A 14,845-nucleotide genomic window follows, 5' to 3' on the forward strand; every position below is an offset into this window, starting at 1 on the left:
GGCGGTCCACCCGGTCAGCGGCGGAGGCTCGGCGCGGCCTGACGGCCGAACCGGTCGGCGTAGAAGGCCGGCTCGGCGCCGGGGCGCCACGGCAGGGCGGCGACCAGCAGGATCAGGGCCAGCGCCAGCGAGTTCTCCATCAGGGCGCCGAAGAGGCCGTCCTGGTAGTGCGACACCTCGGGGAGCTGGTGCTCGTACGGCCAGATCGGGGAGACCAGGAAGAGCAGGTAGAGCCCGATCGCCGCGACGCCGTGCCGGAGCCCGGTCAGCGTCGGGTACCAGATCGGCGAGCGTAGCCCGGTCACCCCCGGCGGCCCGCCGTACCCGCCCTGACCGGCCCGCTGTGCCAGCCCGCGACTGGCCTCGCGGCGGCGTACGGCGGCGTCGGCCAGGACGATGATCGCCGGGATCACCCAGACCAGGTGGTGCGTCCAGGAGATCGGGCTGATCACGTTAGCGGTGAGGCCGACCAGGGTGAACGCGGTCAGCTCGTCGCCGTCGGCGCGGGCGTTGACGGCCCGGGAGAGGCCGACCGCCAGCATCAGCACCGAGAACGACAGCCAGAGCAGGCCGGGCGTCTCGATCGAGTCGTAGAGCCGGGCCAGCAGCCCCGCCAGCGACTGGTTGGGCGTCATGTCGGCGGCCCCGACCCGCTCGGTCTGCCAGAGCACGCCGCCGAAGTAGGCCCGCGACTCGGTGCCGACGACCGCGAAGGAACCGACCGTCACCGCGATCACCGTGCCGATCGCGGTGGTCGCGGCACGCCACTGCCGCGTGATCATCAGGTAGGCGATGAACAGCGCCGGGGTCAGCTTGACGGCGGTGGCCAGGCCGATGCCCACGCCGGCCCAGGCGCCGCTGTAGACGAAGCGCAGCAGCGGGCCGTCGGTCGGGGGGATGTGGGTGCCCCGGCGGGCCCGCCAGCGCAGTCCGATCAGGTCGGCCATGATCAGTGCGAAGAGGAGCAGGTTCACCTGGCCGTAGCCGAGGGTCTCCCGGGCCGGCTCGACGGCGACCGCCAGCGGCGTCGCGATGCCCACGGTGAACCAGAGGGGCCAGCCGAGCCGGTCGACGATCGGGCGGAGCAGCCCGGCCAGCACGACGGCCAGGGCGGCGATGCTGGCGAGCGCATTGACCGTCCCGGCCAGATCGACCGGCAGGTGCGCCATCGGCAGCATCACCAGACCGCCGAACGGCGGGTAGGTGAAACCCAGGGTGGTGCCGGGTGCGATGAACTCGTAGAGCTCGTGACCGCTCGCCCACCACACCACCGCGCCGTGGTAGATCTTCATGTCGAAGAAGTTGTACGGCCGCCCGAAAGCACCGATGGCGAGCCATGCGGCATAGGCGACGGCGGCCACGATGCCGGTCCGTACGACTGTCCTACGATCGATCCCACGCGTTACGCGACGGACTGGGGCGAGGCGGTCCACCCGTCTTCCGACGGTCGCCGGCATGGCGTGGCCACCCCCGTACCAAGGTCGTCCTACCCGTCCAGGTCCTGCACGGAGCCTAGAACGGCGCCTCACGTTAATGCCTCCCGCGTTATGCGACCGTGTCCGATCCCACACATGTTTTTGACATTTCAACCGCGTTAACGCCTGTCGGGTGGTTCAGGTGATTCGCGGCGTTGACACGTGAGGGGCCGGCCGGAGGGAGGTATCGACGCAGGTCAGCCAGGCAGTCGTCGGGCCGTCGCTGCCGATCGTACGGCGATCCGGGCCTCCCTGCGGGCGGTACGGACGGCTCGCTGCACGGAACGTCGGGAGTGGCCGATCCGGTGACCGGTCCGCCACCGCAGCCCGGGCTTGCCGCCGGTGTCGGCGGCGGCGAGCAGCAGTCCGCCGAGGAGGCCGAGGTTCTTCAGGAAGTGGATCTGGTTGTTGTGCCGCGCCGCCGGGTCGTCGTTGTTCCAGAAGGGATGCCCGGCGAGGGTCACCGGGACCAGCGTGCCGGCGAGAACCAGCGCCGCCGGCCGGGCGAGCCGGCCGGTGGCGAGCATCAGCCCGGCGCCGACCTGCACCGCCGCGTTGACCCGGATCAGCGTCTCGGTGTCGGTGGGGATGCGGGGGTCGGCCTTCTCCAGCAGCGGGGTCACCCGGTCCGTCACGGGCTTCGCGGCCGGGACGAGCCGCCCGGGGTTGCGGAGGTTGGTGAACCCGCTGACCACGAAGATGCCGCTCAGCATGGCGCGGGCGAGGGAACGCACGGGTTTCATGGGTCAGTCATACCCCGTCGACGGCCCGGCTACCCCCGCAACCGCCGATCCGGATCGGCAACCGTGCACGTCGCGCCACGCCGATTCGAGCGACCGTCGCTGATGGACGGGCTGTGAGGGGTAACGTGCCCCGCGTGACGACGCTGCGGTTGCGACCCGAGGACCCGGCCGACACCGGCGCGGTCCGGCGGGTGCTGGCCGCCGCGTTCGCCCGCCCCGACGTGTCCACTCCGCCCGAGGTGGGGCTGGTCGAGGAGTTGCGCGACACCGACGCCTGGGTGCCGGAGCTGGCGATGGTCGCCGAGTACGGCGGCGAGGTCGTCGGCTACGCCCTGCTCACCCGGGTCCGGGTGAAGTCCGACGACCACACCGCGCCGGCGCTGGCGCTCGGTCCCGTGGCGGTCGCGCCGCACCGGCGGCGGATCGGGCTCGGCACGGCGGTGGTGCAGGCCGCCCTCGAAGCGGCCACCGAGCTGGGCGAGCGGCTGGTGGTGGTGCTCGGCGACCCCGGCTACTACCACCGGTTCGGCTTCGGCCGGGCGGACCGGTTGGGCCTGACCAGCCCCTGGTCGGGTCTCGGCGACCCCTGGCAGGCGCTGGTGCTGCCGCCGGCCACGAGCGGCGAGGGCCCGCCGCCGCGCGGCGAGGTGCTGTTCCCGCCGCCCTGGTCGAAGGTCTGAGGCGCTGTTCCCGCCGCCCTGGTCCGAGGTCTGACGCCCGCGTCGCACGCCGACCGTCCTGGCGCCACATGCCCGTCGGCCGGTCAGGCCGGTTGGGTACGCAGGTAGCGGCCGAAGTGGGGGACGGTGAAGGCGACCGTGCCGCGTTCACCGGAGTAGATCAGGCCCTTCTTGATCAGCGCGTCCCGGGCCGGGGAGAGGCTGGCCGGCTTGCGCCCCAAGGCCCGGGCGATCTCCGCCGTCGGCACGGCGGCGTCCATGTCGTCGCGGCCTCCGCCGTCTGCCTCGCCCTCCACCAGGGACAGCGTGGCCATGGCCCGCATGTACTCGCGTTCGGCCGGGGTGGCCCGTTCGAAGCGGGAGCCGAAGAATCCCACGGCCAGCTCGGCCTCGGCCTCGGGCGCGGCGACCCGTACGTCGGCGGCGGTGATCGGCGAGCGGGGCGCGTGGTCCCACGTCGCCTTGCCGTACGCCTGGACGAAGTACGGGTAGCCGCCCGACTTCTCGTAGAGCAGGTCGAGCGCCTTCTGCTCGTACTCGACCTCCTCGCGCTCGGCCGGCGCGCAGAGCGCCTGGTCGGCGGCGATCCGGTCGAGCCGGTCGATGCGCTGGTAGCGGAAGAGCCGCTCGGAGTACGACTTGGCCGCGCTGAGCACGGCCGGCAGGTGCGGCAGCCCGGCGCCGACCACGATCAGCGGCGCGCCGAGCTGGGACAGCTCGTGACAGGCGGCGCAGAGCGCGGAGACGTCCTCCGGGCCGAGGTCCTGCATCTCGTCGATGAAGACCGCGATGCCGGTGCCGACGTCGGCGGCCACCGCCGCGGCGTCGGTGAGCAGCTCGACCAGGTCGATCTCGATGTCGCCGGAGTCGGCACGGCCGCTGGCGGCGGGCACGTCGATGCCCGGCTGCCACCGGTCGCGCAGCTTCGGGGCGGCGTTGGCGCGACCGGTCGGCGCGGTCCGCTGGGCGAACGCCTTGAGCACGCCGAGGAAGGCGTCGATCCGGTCGGGCGCGCGGTGCCGGGGCGCCAGCTCCCGGACGGCCATGTGCAGCGCGGCGGCGATCGGGCGGCGCAGCGACTGGTCCGGCCGGGCCTCGATCTTGCCGCTGCCCCAAAGGTGGTTGATGGCCTGGGAGCGGAGGGTGTTGAGCAGCACCGTCTTGCCGACCCCGCGCAGGCCGGTGAGCATCAGGCTGCGTTCGGGCCGACCCCGGGCGATGCGCTCCAGCACGACGTCGAAGACGTCCAGCTCGCGCCCCCGACCGGCGAGCTCGGGGGGACGCTGGCCGGCGCCCGGGGCGTACGGGTTGCGGACCGGATCCACGCATCGCACAGTATCGGGCCGTCTAGCTGGGGAACTAGACATCCGTAGATGGGGCAACCGGCGTGTCGGGCACCGGATCGGTCTCGACACAAAACTAGGGCTGTCTAGCGTCCATGCTAGACAGCCCTAGTTTTGGTAATCAGCGCTTCTTCAGGCAGAGCACGAAGTCGAGGAAGTCCACCGAGTTGTCGTGCACGTAGTTCGCGGTCGCCTCCGGGGCCCGGGTCTTGCACCGGTCGCCGTCCGCCGTGCCCGGGATCCGCAGCAGCACCTCGTACGTGTTGGGACCGCAGGGCACCTTCCGCAGCTCGGCCTTGCTGGCCGTGCCGTCGTTGACCACGCAGTCGCCCTTGGCGAAGTCCCTCCTGGACGGGCTCGGCCTGGCGGAGGTCGGCGCCGCGCTGGGCTCGTCGGTCGGCTCGGCCGTCGGGTCGTCCGTCGGCTCCGTCGTCGGCTGTCCCGTCGGGGCGGCCGAGGCGCTCACCGTCGGGGCAGCGATCGGGTCCTCGTCGCCGCCCTGCCAGAACGCCCAGCCGGCCAGGCCGAGGCACGGGCAGAGCAGGAGCACCACCACCAGGCCGATGACCAGCGCGATCTTGCCGCCGCTCTTCTTCGCCGGCGGAGCGCCCAGCGGCATCCCGTACCCGCCGGGCACCGGCGGCGGGGCGCCCCACTGGTTGCCGGGCGCGGGCGTCGGCCCGGCCGGCGGATACGGTCCCGCCGCCGGATAGCCCCCCTGGCCCGCGGGCGGCTGCGCCCCGGGCGGCGGCGGGTAACCCGCCCCGGAGGTCGGCGGCGGCGGGTAACCCGCGCCGGAGGTCGGCGGCGGCGGGTACCCGGCCCCGGAGGTCGGCGGCGGGTAGCCCGCGCCGGAGGTGGGCGGCGGGGGGTAGCCCGGTTCCGGGGCCGGCGGCTGCGCGGGCTGGTTCCACGCAGGGTCCGGCTGGCCCCACTGCGGGTTGGCCGGCGGCTCACCGCCGGCCGGCGGCTGGCCCCACTGTGGGCTGCTCCCGGGCTGCTGTTGGCCCCACTGCGGGTCACTTCCCGCTTGCGGCTGCCCCCACTGCGGTTCGCCGCCGGCCGGTGGCTGGCCCCACTGCCCGGCGGCCGGCGGCTGCCCCCACTCCGGCAGGGTCGGGTCGATGGGTGGCGGGCCGCCCGGGGTGCCGGGCGGGCGCTGGTAGGGGTCGTCCGGCTGCGTGGGTGATCCGTAGGTCGTCATCTCTTCCTCAGGGGTGCGGTGGCTCAGCGCTGCTTCAGGCAGAGCACGAAGTCGAGGGTGTCCAGCTCGCTGTCGAAGAAGTACCAGTTGGTGTAGCCGTCAACCTTGGCGCACTTCGCGGCGGCGTCCTTCTCGCCGCTGGTCGCCCCGTCGATCCGGCGCAGCACCTCGTAGGACTGCGGCGCGCAGTCGCTGATCAGCAGCTTGGGCTTGCCACCGGCCGGCCCGTCGTTGCGGACGCACTGGCCGGCCTTGACGAAGCGCGGGTCGGTGGAGGACTCGGGGGCGGGTGTGCTCGGCGCGGCGGCCGTCGCGCTCGCCGGGGCTTGCGGCGGGTCGGTCCTCGCCGCAGGCGCGGGCCCGCTCGGCGTGGCGACGGGCGTCCTGTCGTCCTGACCGAGCAGGTGGAGCACCGCGGCCCCGCCGACCAGGACCAGCAACGCCACCGTGGCCAGCACCGCGACGACCGGGCCCGCCCGCCCGCGCCGACGCCGCGGCGGCGGGGCGGGACCTTCCGCGTACGGGGAGGGGACCCCGTCGCTCCGGGAGGCGTACGGCACCGGGCCGTGCCCAGGCGGGATCGCGCCGTACGCGTCCTCCCAGCGGTCCTGCCCCGGGGGGCCGGCCGACGGACCGTACGACTCGTCGGGGCGCCGCCCGTGCCACGGGTCCGGGTTCCCGCGACCCGGTGCTCCGTAGTTCGCCATGCACGCCTCCCGTGCGAGTGGTGAGAGGCCGGCCACCAACGAGGGACGCCGACGCCGAGGCCACCGTAGCGTGTCCACCGATGAGCCCACCTCCACCGAGTGCGCAGCCGCCCGTCGACGCAGGTACCCGGCCCGGCCCGGACGCCGCGACGGGTCGTACGGCTGCCGCCACGCCGACCCTGCTCTGGACCGCACTGCTGCTGGTCTACGTCCTGTGGGGCTCCACCTACCTGGGCATCCGGATCGCGGTGGAGTCCATGCCGCCGCTCGGCTCGGCGGCCGCCCGGTTCGCCGCCGCCGGCCTGGTGCTGGCGCTCGTGCTGCGGGTGCGGCGGGGGCGGGGCGCGCTGCGGGTCGACCGGCGACAGCTCGCCTCGGCCGCGCTGGTCGGGGTCCTCCTGCTGGCCTGCGGCAACGGGCTGGTGGTGCTCGCCGAGTCCGGTCCGGTGGGGGTGGCGGTGCCCTCCGGGATCGCCGCCCTGCTGGTGGCGACCGTGCCGCTGCTGGTGGTGCTGCTGCGTACGGTCACCGGAGACCGACCCCGGTCGTGGACGCTGGCGGGGGTGACGCTGGGCTTCGTCGGCCTGGTGCTGCTGGTGCTGCCGACCGGCGGGGCGTCCGCCGTGCCGCTCACCGGGGCGCTGACCGTGGTCGCCGCGGCCACCTGCTGGTCGATCGGCTCCTTCCTCTCCGGCCGGATCCGGATGCCCGCCGATCCGTTCGTCGCCACCGTCTACGAGATGCTCGCCGGGGCGGCGGCGCTGGCCGTCCTCTCGGTGGGCCGGGGCGAGCTGCGCGGCTTCGACCTGGGCGCGGTGACCGCCCGGTCGTGGCTCGCGCTCGCGTACCTGACGGTGGCCGGCTCGCTGGTGGCCTTCACCGCGTACGTCTGGCTGCTGCACCACGCCCCGATCTCGCTGGCCTCCACGTACGCCTACGTCAACCCGGTGGTCGCGGTGGCGCTCGGCGCGCTGTTCGCCGCCGAGCCGGTCACCGCGCGGGTGGTGCTCGGCGGCGCGGTCATCGTCGCCGGGGTGGCCCTCGTGGTGAGCACCGAGAGACCGCGACGTCGCGCCCGGGGGACCGCGCCGGAGCCGTCGCGCCGGTAGCGTCCGGCCCGTGTCGACCGGGCTGCTGGCAGGCGTGGCGCTGCTCGGCGCCCTGGCCGGCCTCGCCGCACCCCGGGTCGCCCGCCACTTCACCGCCCCGCTCGCGCCGCGCGTCGCCGCGGCAGGGTGGGGTGCGACGGCGGGTGCGGTCGTGTTCGCCGGGCTCGCGGCGGCCATGGGGGCGGATCCGGTCCTGCCGGTCCTCCTCGTGCTGGCCGCCGTCGGGCTGGTGCTCGCCCTGGTCGACCTGTCCTGCCTGCGCCTGCCCGACCCGCTGGTCGGCGCCGCCGCGCTGGTCGCCGCCGTCGGCCTGGCCGGCGCGGCGGCGACGTCCGGCAGCCCCGGGCGCCTGCTCGGCGCGGTGGGCGGGGCGGCGCTCTGCTTCGCCTGCCACGTGGTGCTGGCGGTGCTGCCCGGCTCCCGGCTCGGCTTCGGCGACGTGAAGCTCGCCGCCGTCCTGGGCCTGCCGCTCGGCTGGCTCGGCGGGTCGTCCCTGGCGCTCGGGCTGCTCCTGCCGCACCTGCTGCACGGTGTGCTGGTGCTCGTCCTGCTGGTCGCCGGCAGGGTGCGCCGTGACACCCCGCTCCCGCTGGGCCCGGCCCTCCTCACCGGCGCGTGGCTGGCCGCCCTGACCGCCTAGCGGCACCGCCGTGGCGGCCAGCGCCGACATCGTCGTGCTGACGCGCCGACCGGAGCCGCGACGACCTGCCGACGCGCCGGTCAGATGAGGCGGAGCTGGCGGTCGCGGGGGCGGCGGGGTTCGGCCTCGCCGAAGCGCTCGAAGAGGCCCGGGTCGATGACGTCGAGGAACGGCGACGGGGCGCACTCGCGTTCCGTGCCGTGCCGGCTGCGGCGGGCGGCGTGCGTCACGTACAGCCGGTCCTGGGCCCGGGTCAGCCCGACGAAGAAGAGCCGCCGTTCCTCGGCGATCGCGTCGGGGTCGGGGGTGCTGCCGGGCCAGCGCAGCGGGAGCAGCCCGTCCTCGGCGCCCACCAGGAAGACCACCGGGAACTCCAGCCCCTTGGCGGCGTGCAGGGTGAGCAGGGTGACCGCCTCGGCGCGGGGGTCGAGCGCGTCCACCTCCGCGCCGGTGGCGAGCTGGGACAGGAACAGCGGCAGGTCGTCGCCGCAGCGGCGGGCCAGCGGGGTGAGCAGGTCGACGGCCGACCGGACGTCCTCCGGGCGGACCGTGTTGGCGCCGTCCAGGGTCGGCACGGCGAAGCGCTCCGCCAGCACCTGCCCGGCCAGCCGGACCCGCACGGCCAGCGAGCCGTCGAGCCCGTCGGCGTGGCGCAGCTCGCGGGCGATGGCGGCCACCCCGGGCCGGTCGCGCAGCCGGTCGTGCGAGCGCTTCTGCACCGGGATGTTCGCCCGCGCCAGCGCGTCCACGATCGGTGCGGCCTGCGCGTCGGTGCGGTAGAGCACCGCGATGTCGGAGAAGGACAGCGAGGTCGACCGGCCGTCGATCCGCCCCGAGTCCAGCGACCGGTGGGAGAGGCCGCCGACCAGCTCGTCGATGGTGCGTACGACGAAGTCGGCCTCGTCGGCGACGGACGCCGCCGGGTAGCGACCCACCAGCGGGGCCTCCGGGTCGAGCCGGGCCGGGTCGAGCCGGCGGCCCCGCACCAGCGACGACGGCGCGATGGCCTGCACGGCGGCGGCCAGGATCGGGGCCGACGAGCGGTAGTTGCGGTTCAGCCGCACCAGCCGGGCGTCGGTGAAGTCCTGCGAGAAGCGCAGGAAGTAGCCGACGTCGGCGCCCCGGAACGAGTAGATCGCCTGGTCCGGGTCACCGATCGCGCAGAGGTTGCCGTCGGCGGGGCTGAGCAGCCGCAGCAGCTCGTACTGCACCTCGTCGACGTCCTGGTACTCGTCGACGAAGATCCAGCGCCAGCGCTCCCGGTAGTGCCGGACCAGCTTCCTGTCGGCCTTCAGCAGCGCGACCGGCAGGGTCAGCAGCTCGTCCAGGTCCACCAGGTCCTGCTTGCGCAGCAGCGCCGCGTAGCCGGCCTCGTCGTCGCCCGCCTCGGCGCGGGCCTCCGCCCGCTGGGCGTCGTCGGCGATCCGGAAGTCCGCCGGCAGGCCGGCGGCGTCGGCGTTCTCCCGCAGGATGGTCAGGCCCAGCGAGTGGAAGGTGCCGACGGTGACGTCCTCGGCGACCGGGCCGAGCAGGCCGTCGAGGCGGTGCCGCAGCTCCTCGGCGGCCCGCCGGGTGAACGTGATCGCCAGGCACTGCTCCGGGAAGACGTTCAGTTCCGCGCAGAGGTAGGCGATCCGGTGGGTCAGCGTCCGGGTCTTGCCGGTGCCCGGCCCGGCGACGATGAGCAGCGGACCGCCCGGTGCGGAGGCGGCCACCCGCTGCATGGCGTCCAGGCGGTCCAGCAGGCCGGTGCCGACCTCCTCCATGCCGGCGAGCATCGGCTCGAACGGCTCGTGCGGCGAGGGCGTCGGCGCGATCGGGGGCGGGGGCGCGGCCGACGCGGCCTTGCGCTTCGGTTCGGGCTTGGCCGCCGCCGGGCGCTTGGCCCGGGGCTTCGGCGCCGGCTCCGTCGGGGTGCGCTGCGCCGGCACGGGTACGTCGAAGAGCGTCTCCTGCGCCCCGCCGGCGTTGCCGCCCAGCTCGGCCGGGTCGAAGAGGGTGATGACGCCGTACTCGCCGTCGTAGCCGGGGACGCGGCGGACGTCGCCCCGGCGCAGCCGGCCGATGCCCTCGGCGAGCAGTTCCCCGCCGACCCGGCCGATCTCGTCGAGCGGCGTGGTGGTGAGGATCTCCAGCTCCGGGCCGAGGGCGGCGACCAGCTCGTGGAGCTTCCCCTCGACCTTCTTGGACCGGGCGCCCACCTTGTTGATCTCGCCGAGCACCTCGGCCAGCGGCACCAGGTGGGTGACGTCGCGGGCGTGCGCTGGCCGGTGCCCCGACGGCCGGTCGGCCAGCTCCTCGACCCGGCTGAGTACGCCGACGGTCAGCGGCTTGCCGCACTCCGGGCAGCGGCCGTCGGCGGCCCGGGTCTTCTCGGGCGACCAGTTGACCCCGCAGAGCCGGTGCCCGTCCGCGTGGTACTTGCCCTCCTCCGGGAAGAACTCGATGGTCCCGGCGAGCCCGTCGCCGGTACGCAGGGCGTCCCGGATCGCGAAGTAGTCGCGGGCGGTGGCGAAGACGGTGGCCTCCCGGGCCAGCGCCGGCGGCGAGTGCGCGTCGGAGTTCGACACCAGCCGGTAGCCGTCCAGGCTGCCGACGCGCCAGTTCATCTCGGGGTCGGAGGAGAGGCCGGTCTCCACCGCGAAGATGTGCCCGGCCAGGTCGGCGTAGCAGTCGGCGATCGCGTCGAAGCCCGACTTGGAGCCCAGCGCGGAGAACCACGGGGTCCAGATGTGCGCCGGCACGAGGTAGCCGTCGGCGCTGGCCTCCAGGGTGATCTCCAGCAGGTCCCGGGAGTCCAGGCCGAGGATCGGCCGGCCGTCCGAGCCGAGGTTGCCGATCCGCCCGAGCGCGGTGTTGAACCGGGCCACCGCGTCCAGGTCGGGCAGGTAGATCAGGTGGTGCACCTTGCGGGTGCGGTCGTCCCGCTTGTAGATCGTGGAGATCTCCACGCTGAGCATGAACCGGACCGGGTCCGCCTCCGCCTCGCTCGCCAGCCGGGGCGGCAGCCGGCGGGCGATGTCCCGCTCCGCCTCCGGGCTGAGCCGGTGCAGGCCGGGCTCGGCCGGGTGCAGCGTCTCGCGGAGGTGGTCGTACCAGGCGGGGTGGGTGAAGTCGCCGGTGCCGAGCACCCCGATGCCCTTGCGCCGCGCCCACCAGCCGAGGTTGGGCAGGGTGAGGTCGCGGCTGCACGCGCGCGAGTACTTCGAGTGGATGTGCAGATCCGCGACGAACGGCGAGAGGCCGCCGGGGGGTGCGGGACTGAACGGAGGCACGCCGCATCCTGTCACGCCCGCGCCATTACGCACCCGTCGCCACGCACACCCGTGACCTGAGCATCCGGTGCTGGACAACGCCGGCCGCCCGCGCTATGGGTCAGCGGGAGCGCAGCTCCACCAGGGTGATCTGCGGCTCCGCGCCGACGCGGACCGGCGGGCCCCAGAAGCCGGCGCCGTTGGTGACGTAGACCTTGGTGCCGTCGACCTCGCCCAGGCCGGAGACCACCGGCTGCTGGAGCTTCACCAGCAGGTTGAACGGGACCATCTGGCCACCGTGGGTGTGCCCGGAGAGCTGGAGGTCGACGCCGAACTTCGCCGCCTCCACCGCGGCGACGGGCTGGTGGGCGAGCAGCACCACCGGCCGGTTCGGGTCGCGGTCGCCGAGCGCCGCCGCGTAGTCCGCCGGGGCGGCCAGGCCGGTGCCGACGGCGGTGACGTCGTTCACCCCGGCCAGGTCGAGCACGCCGCCCCGGGCCTGGATCTCCGTCCGCTCGTTCTGCATGACCCGCAGGCCGAGCCGGTCCAGCTCCTGGACCCACTCCTCGACCCCGGAGTAGTACTCGTGGTTGCCGGTGACGAAGTAGCTGCCGTGCCGGGAGCGCAGGCCGCGCAGCGGCTCGGCCGCCTCGCCCAGCTCGGCGACCGAGCCGTCGACCAGGTCGCCGACGACGGCGACGATGTCGGCGTCCAGGCGGTTGATCGCGGCGACGATCCGCTCGGTGTGCGCCCGCCCGCGCAGCGGGCCGAGGTGGATGTCGGAGACCGTGGCGATCCGCAGGCCGTCCATGCTGCGGGGCAGCTTGGCCAGCGGGATCTGCACCCGGTCGAGCTGCGGCGGGCCGAGGGCGGTGCGGATGCCGTACCCGGTGAGGCCGGTGGCGGTGAGCCCGGCGAAGATCGCTGCCCCACGGGCGAGCAGCAACCGGCGGGCCGGGTCGTGGTCGGGCTGCGCGACGGCGTCGGCGGCCGGCGGGTCGGCCGGGCCCGCCGCGCCCACCATGGCGGGCTCGGGCGCGGCGGCGGTCGGCTCCGCGGCGGCGACCCGGCGGCGCAGCACGAGCTTCGTCACCGCCATCGGCACTTCCAGCGCCACGAGCAGGACCAGCAGGTAGAACATGACGGCGAGCCAGAGGTAGCCCGGCCACGCAAGCCAGTAGAGGCCCGCCTGGGTGCCGGCCATGGTCGCCGGTACGAGCAGCGCGAGCACCAGGGCGGTGATCCCGCCGATCCGGCGCCAGCGCCCCGGGGCGGTGGTGTCCCGGACCAGGCGCTTCCAGAGGTAGAGGTGGATCAGGCCGGTGATCAGGGCCATGGTGGCGACGAACGCCAGTGCCGCCAGCATGTGTGTGCCTCCCTCAGCCGCCCGCGAAGGGCGGCAGGACGTCGATCGTGGCCCCGGCCGTCAGCGGTGCCCGCCGATCATGACAGGTGACGCCGTCGACCAGGAAACTCGCCACCGTCAGGACGGCGGCGAGGCGCTCACCGTGCCGGTCGGTCAGCTCCACGACGAGTTCGTCCAGGGACCGCCCGGCGGATGCGGTCTCCTCGGTCCGGCCGGCGGCGGCCCGCGCCCCGGCGAAGTAGCGGACGGTCAGCGGCGCCCCGGCGTCGGCCACCCGGGCCTGTTCTGCCACGGTCAGCCTCCGATCGCGGACATCGGCCGGGCGGGCTGGAGGAAGGCCGGGTCGTCGATGCCGTGCCCGGCCCGCTTGCCCCACATCGCGGCCCGCCAGCGTCGGGCCAGCTCGTCGTCGTCCGCCCCGGCCCGCAGCGCGCCGCGCAGGTCGGACTCCTCGGTGGCGAAGAGGCAGGCGCGCACCTGCCCGTCGGCGGTCAGCCGGGTGCGGTCACAGTCGCCGCAGAACGGCCGGGTGACGCTGGCGATCACGCCGACCCGGGCGGGGCCGCCGTCGACCAGCCAGGTCTCGGCCGGCGCCGCGCCGCGTTCCGCCGGGTCGGGGGTCAGGTCGAACTCCCCGCGCAGAGTGGCCAGGATCCCGTCGGCGGTGACCATGGTCGCGCGGTCCCAGCCGTGCTGGGCGTCCAGCGGCATCTGCTCGATGAACCGCAGTTCGTAGCCGTGCGCGAGGGCGAAGCGGAGCAGCCGCGGCGCCTCGTCGTCGTTTACGCCGCGCATGAGCACCGAATTGATCTTGACGGGGGTGAGCCCGGCGGCGGTCGCCCCGGCCAGCCCGGCCAGCACGTCCGCCAGGCGCGGGCGCCGGGTCAGCCGGGTGAACCGCTCCGGGTCCAGCGTGTCCAGCGAGACGTTCACCCGGTCCAGCCCGGCGGCGCGCAGCGTGGGGGCGAGCCGGTCCAGCCCGATGCCGTTGGTGGTCAGCGAGATGCGGGGGCGCGGCTCCAGCGCCGCCACGGCGGCCACGATGCCGGCCAGGCCGGGCCGGATCAGCGGTTCCCCGCCGGTGAACCGCACCTCGGTCACGCCGAGCAGGCGTACCGCGACCCCGACCAGCCGGACGATCTCGTCGTCGCCGAGCAGTTGCGGGCCGGGCAGCCAGGCCAGCCCTTCGGCCGGCATGCAGTAGGTGCAGCGCAGGTTGCACTTGTCGGTCAGGGAGACCCGCAGGTCCCGGGCGACGCGGCCGTACCGGTCGGCGAGGACGCCGGCGGTCGGCGGGGCGGCGGTCACCCGTCGACGGTAGCGCGACCGAGCCCGGCCAGGGCCGCCCGGGCGGTACGGGCGACCGCATCCCGGTACGCCGCGCCGAACAGGGCGGTGTGCACCAGCATCAGGTGGAGCTGGTGCAGCGGCATCCGTTCCCGCCACCCGTCGGCCAGCGGCCACTCCTCCGCGTACGCGGCGAGGATCCGGTCGAGGTGCGGCGCGCCGCCGAAGAGGGCCAGCTGCGCCAGGTCGGTCTCGCGGTGCCCACCGTGCGCCGCCGGGTCGACCAGCCAGACCCGGTCGTCCGCGCCCCAGAGCGCGTTGCCCGGCCAGAGGTCGCCGTGGATCCGGGCCGGCGGCTCGTCCCCGCCGAACTCCCCGATCCGCTCGACGACCTGCTCGACCAGGCCGGCCTCGGCGCCGGTGAGCGCGCCACCGTCGACCGACCTCCGGAGGTACGGAACGAGCCGCGCCCGGGCGAACCAGGTCGACCACGGGCCCGGGTCAGGCGTGTTGTCCGCCGGCAGCGCCCCGATGAAGCCGTTCCACCCCGCGCCGAAGGCCGACGCCCCGGCGCGGTGCAGCCCCGCCAGCTCCCGGCCGAACCGTTCCGCCGCCCCGGGCGTCGGCTCCCCCGGGTCGACCCACTCCAGCGCGAGCAGCTCGGGCAGCGCCACCACCACCTCCGGTACGGCGACCGTCCCGGCCTCGCGGAGCCAGCGCAGGCCGGCCGCCTCGGCGGCGAAGAAGCCCTCCGGCGCGGGCCCGCCGGCGGTCTCCGGCCAGGTCTTCGCGAACACCGAGTGCCCGTCGTCCAGCGTCAGCCGGGACGCGGCGCAGATGTCGCCGCCGGCGACCGGCGTCTCGCGGATCCGCTGGTGGGTCAGGAAGGTCGGCAGGTGCTCCGGGTGCGCCCGCAGGTACGCCAGATCCATCTGCGCAAGGTAACCCCTCCCGCCAGCTCACGGGCACCGGCCGCAGGGAGCCGGCGGCTCAGCCTCGACTGCTCCCCCGACCGCGCCCGGTGGAGCGGTTGGCGG

13 protein-coding genes are annotated in these 14,845 nt (G+C 74.9%); 3 read left to right on the forward strand and 10 right to left on the reverse strand.

Annotation, left to right across the window (positions count from 1 at the left end):
- Positions 1-14 precede the first annotated feature (14 nt).
- On the reverse strand, positions 15-1,457 hold the full coding sequence (locus AB0883_RS14200) for a glycosyltransferase 87 family protein (RefSeq protein ID WP_366641536.1): 1,443 nt from the start codon (positions 1,455-1,457) through the stop codon (positions 15-17).
- Between the two features lie 215 nt (positions 1,458-1,672).
- A complete protein-coding gene (locus AB0883_RS14205; RefSeq protein ID WP_366641537.1) occupies positions 1,673-2,218 on the reverse strand; it encodes a DoxX family protein in 546 nt (181 codons plus the stop codon).
- Positions 2,219-2,343: 125 nt separating this feature from the next.
- On the opposite strand from AB0883_RS14205, the gene AB0883_RS14210 reads away from it, so the two are divergent.
- Positions 2,344-2,898: an N-acetyltransferase gene (locus AB0883_RS14210; RefSeq protein ID WP_366641741.1), complete on the forward strand. Its 555-nt coding sequence runs from the start codon at positions 2,344-2,346 to the stop codon at positions 2,896-2,898.
- A gap of 83 nt (positions 2,899-2,981) precedes the next feature.
- Here the strand turns inward: AB0883_RS14210 and AB0883_RS14215 are convergent, their stop codons facing one another.
- The 3 genes from AB0883_RS14215 to AB0883_RS14225 form a co-directional block, all read right to left on the reverse strand.
- Positions 2,982-4,223, reverse strand: a complete 1,242-nt coding sequence (locus tag AB0883_RS14215; RefSeq protein ID WP_366641538.1) for an ATP-binding protein — start codon at positions 4,221-4,223, stop codon at positions 2,982-2,984.
- Positions 4,224-4,362: 139 nt separating this feature from the next.
- The gene (locus AB0883_RS14220) at positions 4,363-4,812 is read right to left on the reverse strand and encodes a PT domain-containing protein (protein ID WP_366641742.1); all 450 of its coding nucleotides are present in this window, start codon (positions 4,810-4,812) and stop codon (positions 4,363-4,365) included.
- Between the two features lie 656 nt (positions 4,813-5,468).
- Positions 5,469-6,005, reverse strand: coding sequence for a hypothetical protein (locus tag AB0883_RS14225; RefSeq protein WP_366641743.1), 537 nt, complete (start codon positions 6,003-6,005; stop codon positions 5,469-5,471).
- 227 nt (positions 6,006-6,232) lie between these two features.
- Here AB0883_RS14225 and AB0883_RS14230 point away from each other — a divergent pair, with 227 nt between their 5' ends.
- On the forward strand, positions 6,233-7,261 hold the full coding sequence (locus AB0883_RS14230; protein ID WP_366641539.1) for an EamA family transporter: 1,029 nt from the start codon (positions 6,233-6,235) through the stop codon (positions 7,259-7,261).
- A 10-nt stretch (positions 7,262-7,271) separates the two neighbouring features.
- Positions 7,272-7,901, forward strand: a complete 630-nt coding sequence (locus AB0883_RS14235; RefSeq protein ID WP_366641540.1) for a prepilin peptidase — start codon at positions 7,272-7,274, stop codon at positions 7,899-7,901.
- Positions 7,902-7,981: 80 nt separating this feature from the next.
- Here AB0883_RS14235 and AB0883_RS14240 read toward each other — a convergent pair whose 3' ends face one another.
- The 5 genes from AB0883_RS14240 to AB0883_RS14260 all read right to left on the reverse strand — a co-directional run bounded on the left by AB0883_RS14240 (position 7,982) and on the right by AB0883_RS14260 (position 14,740).
- Entirely contained in the window at positions 7,982-11,176 is a 3,195-nt protein-coding gene (locus AB0883_RS14240; RefSeq protein WP_366641541.1) for a UvrD-helicase domain-containing protein, read from the reverse strand.
- Between the two features lie 100 nt (positions 11,177-11,276).
- Entirely contained in the window at positions 11,277-12,521 is a 1,245-nt protein-coding gene (locus AB0883_RS14245; RefSeq protein ID WP_366641542.1) for a metallophosphoesterase, read from the reverse strand.
- 13 nt (positions 12,522-12,534) lie between these two features.
- Complete coding sequence (locus AB0883_RS14250) at positions 12,535-12,813, reverse strand: MoaD/ThiS family protein (RefSeq protein WP_366641543.1); 279 nt, start codon at positions 12,811-12,813, stop codon at positions 12,535-12,537.
- Positions 12,814-12,815: 2 nt separating this feature from the next.
- Positions 12,816-13,829, reverse strand: a complete 1,014-nt coding sequence (moaA, locus tag AB0883_RS14255; protein ID WP_366641544.1) for a GTP 3',8-cyclase MoaA — start codon at positions 13,827-13,829, stop codon at positions 12,816-12,818.
- Positions 13,826-14,740 carry a fructosamine kinase family protein gene (locus tag AB0883_RS14260; protein ID WP_366641545.1) on the reverse strand — a complete coding sequence of 305 codons (915 nt, stop codon included), beginning with the start codon at positions 14,738-14,740 and terminating at the stop codon, positions 13,826-13,828. Before AB0883_RS14260 ends, moaA begins: the two co-directional genes overlap by 4 nt.
- Between the last annotated feature and the right edge of the window lie 105 nt (positions 14,741-14,845).

It is taken from the genome of Micromonospora sp. NPDC047812 (genome assembly GCF_040704175.1).
Taxonomy (GTDB): Bacteria; Actinomycetota; Actinomycetes; order Mycobacteriales; family Micromonosporaceae; genus Micromonospora.

What these genes read in the sequence shown, in the direction of transcription:
- AB0883_RS14200 (WP_366641536.1), bottom strand. Translation starts at nt 1,457, where the DNA reads ATGCCGGCGACCGTCGGAAGACGGGTGGACCGCCTCGCCCCAGTCCGT.
- AB0883_RS14205 (WP_366641537.1), bottom strand. Translation starts at nt 2,218, where the DNA reads ATGAAACCCGTGCGTTCCCTCGCCCGCGCCATGCTGAGCGGCATCTTC.
- AB0883_RS14230 (WP_366641539.1), top strand. Translation starts at nt 6,233, where the DNA reads ATGAGCCCACCTCCACCGAGTGCGCAGCCGCCCGTCGACGCAGGTACC.
- AB0883_RS14245 (WP_366641542.1), bottom strand. Translation starts at nt 12,521, where the DNA reads ATGCTGGCGGCACTGGCGTTCGTCGCCACCATGGCCCTGATCACCGGC.
- AB0883_RS14260 (WP_366641545.1), bottom strand. Translation starts at nt 14,740, where the DNA reads ATGGATCTGGCGTACCTGCGGGCGCACCCGGAGCACCTGCCGACCTTC.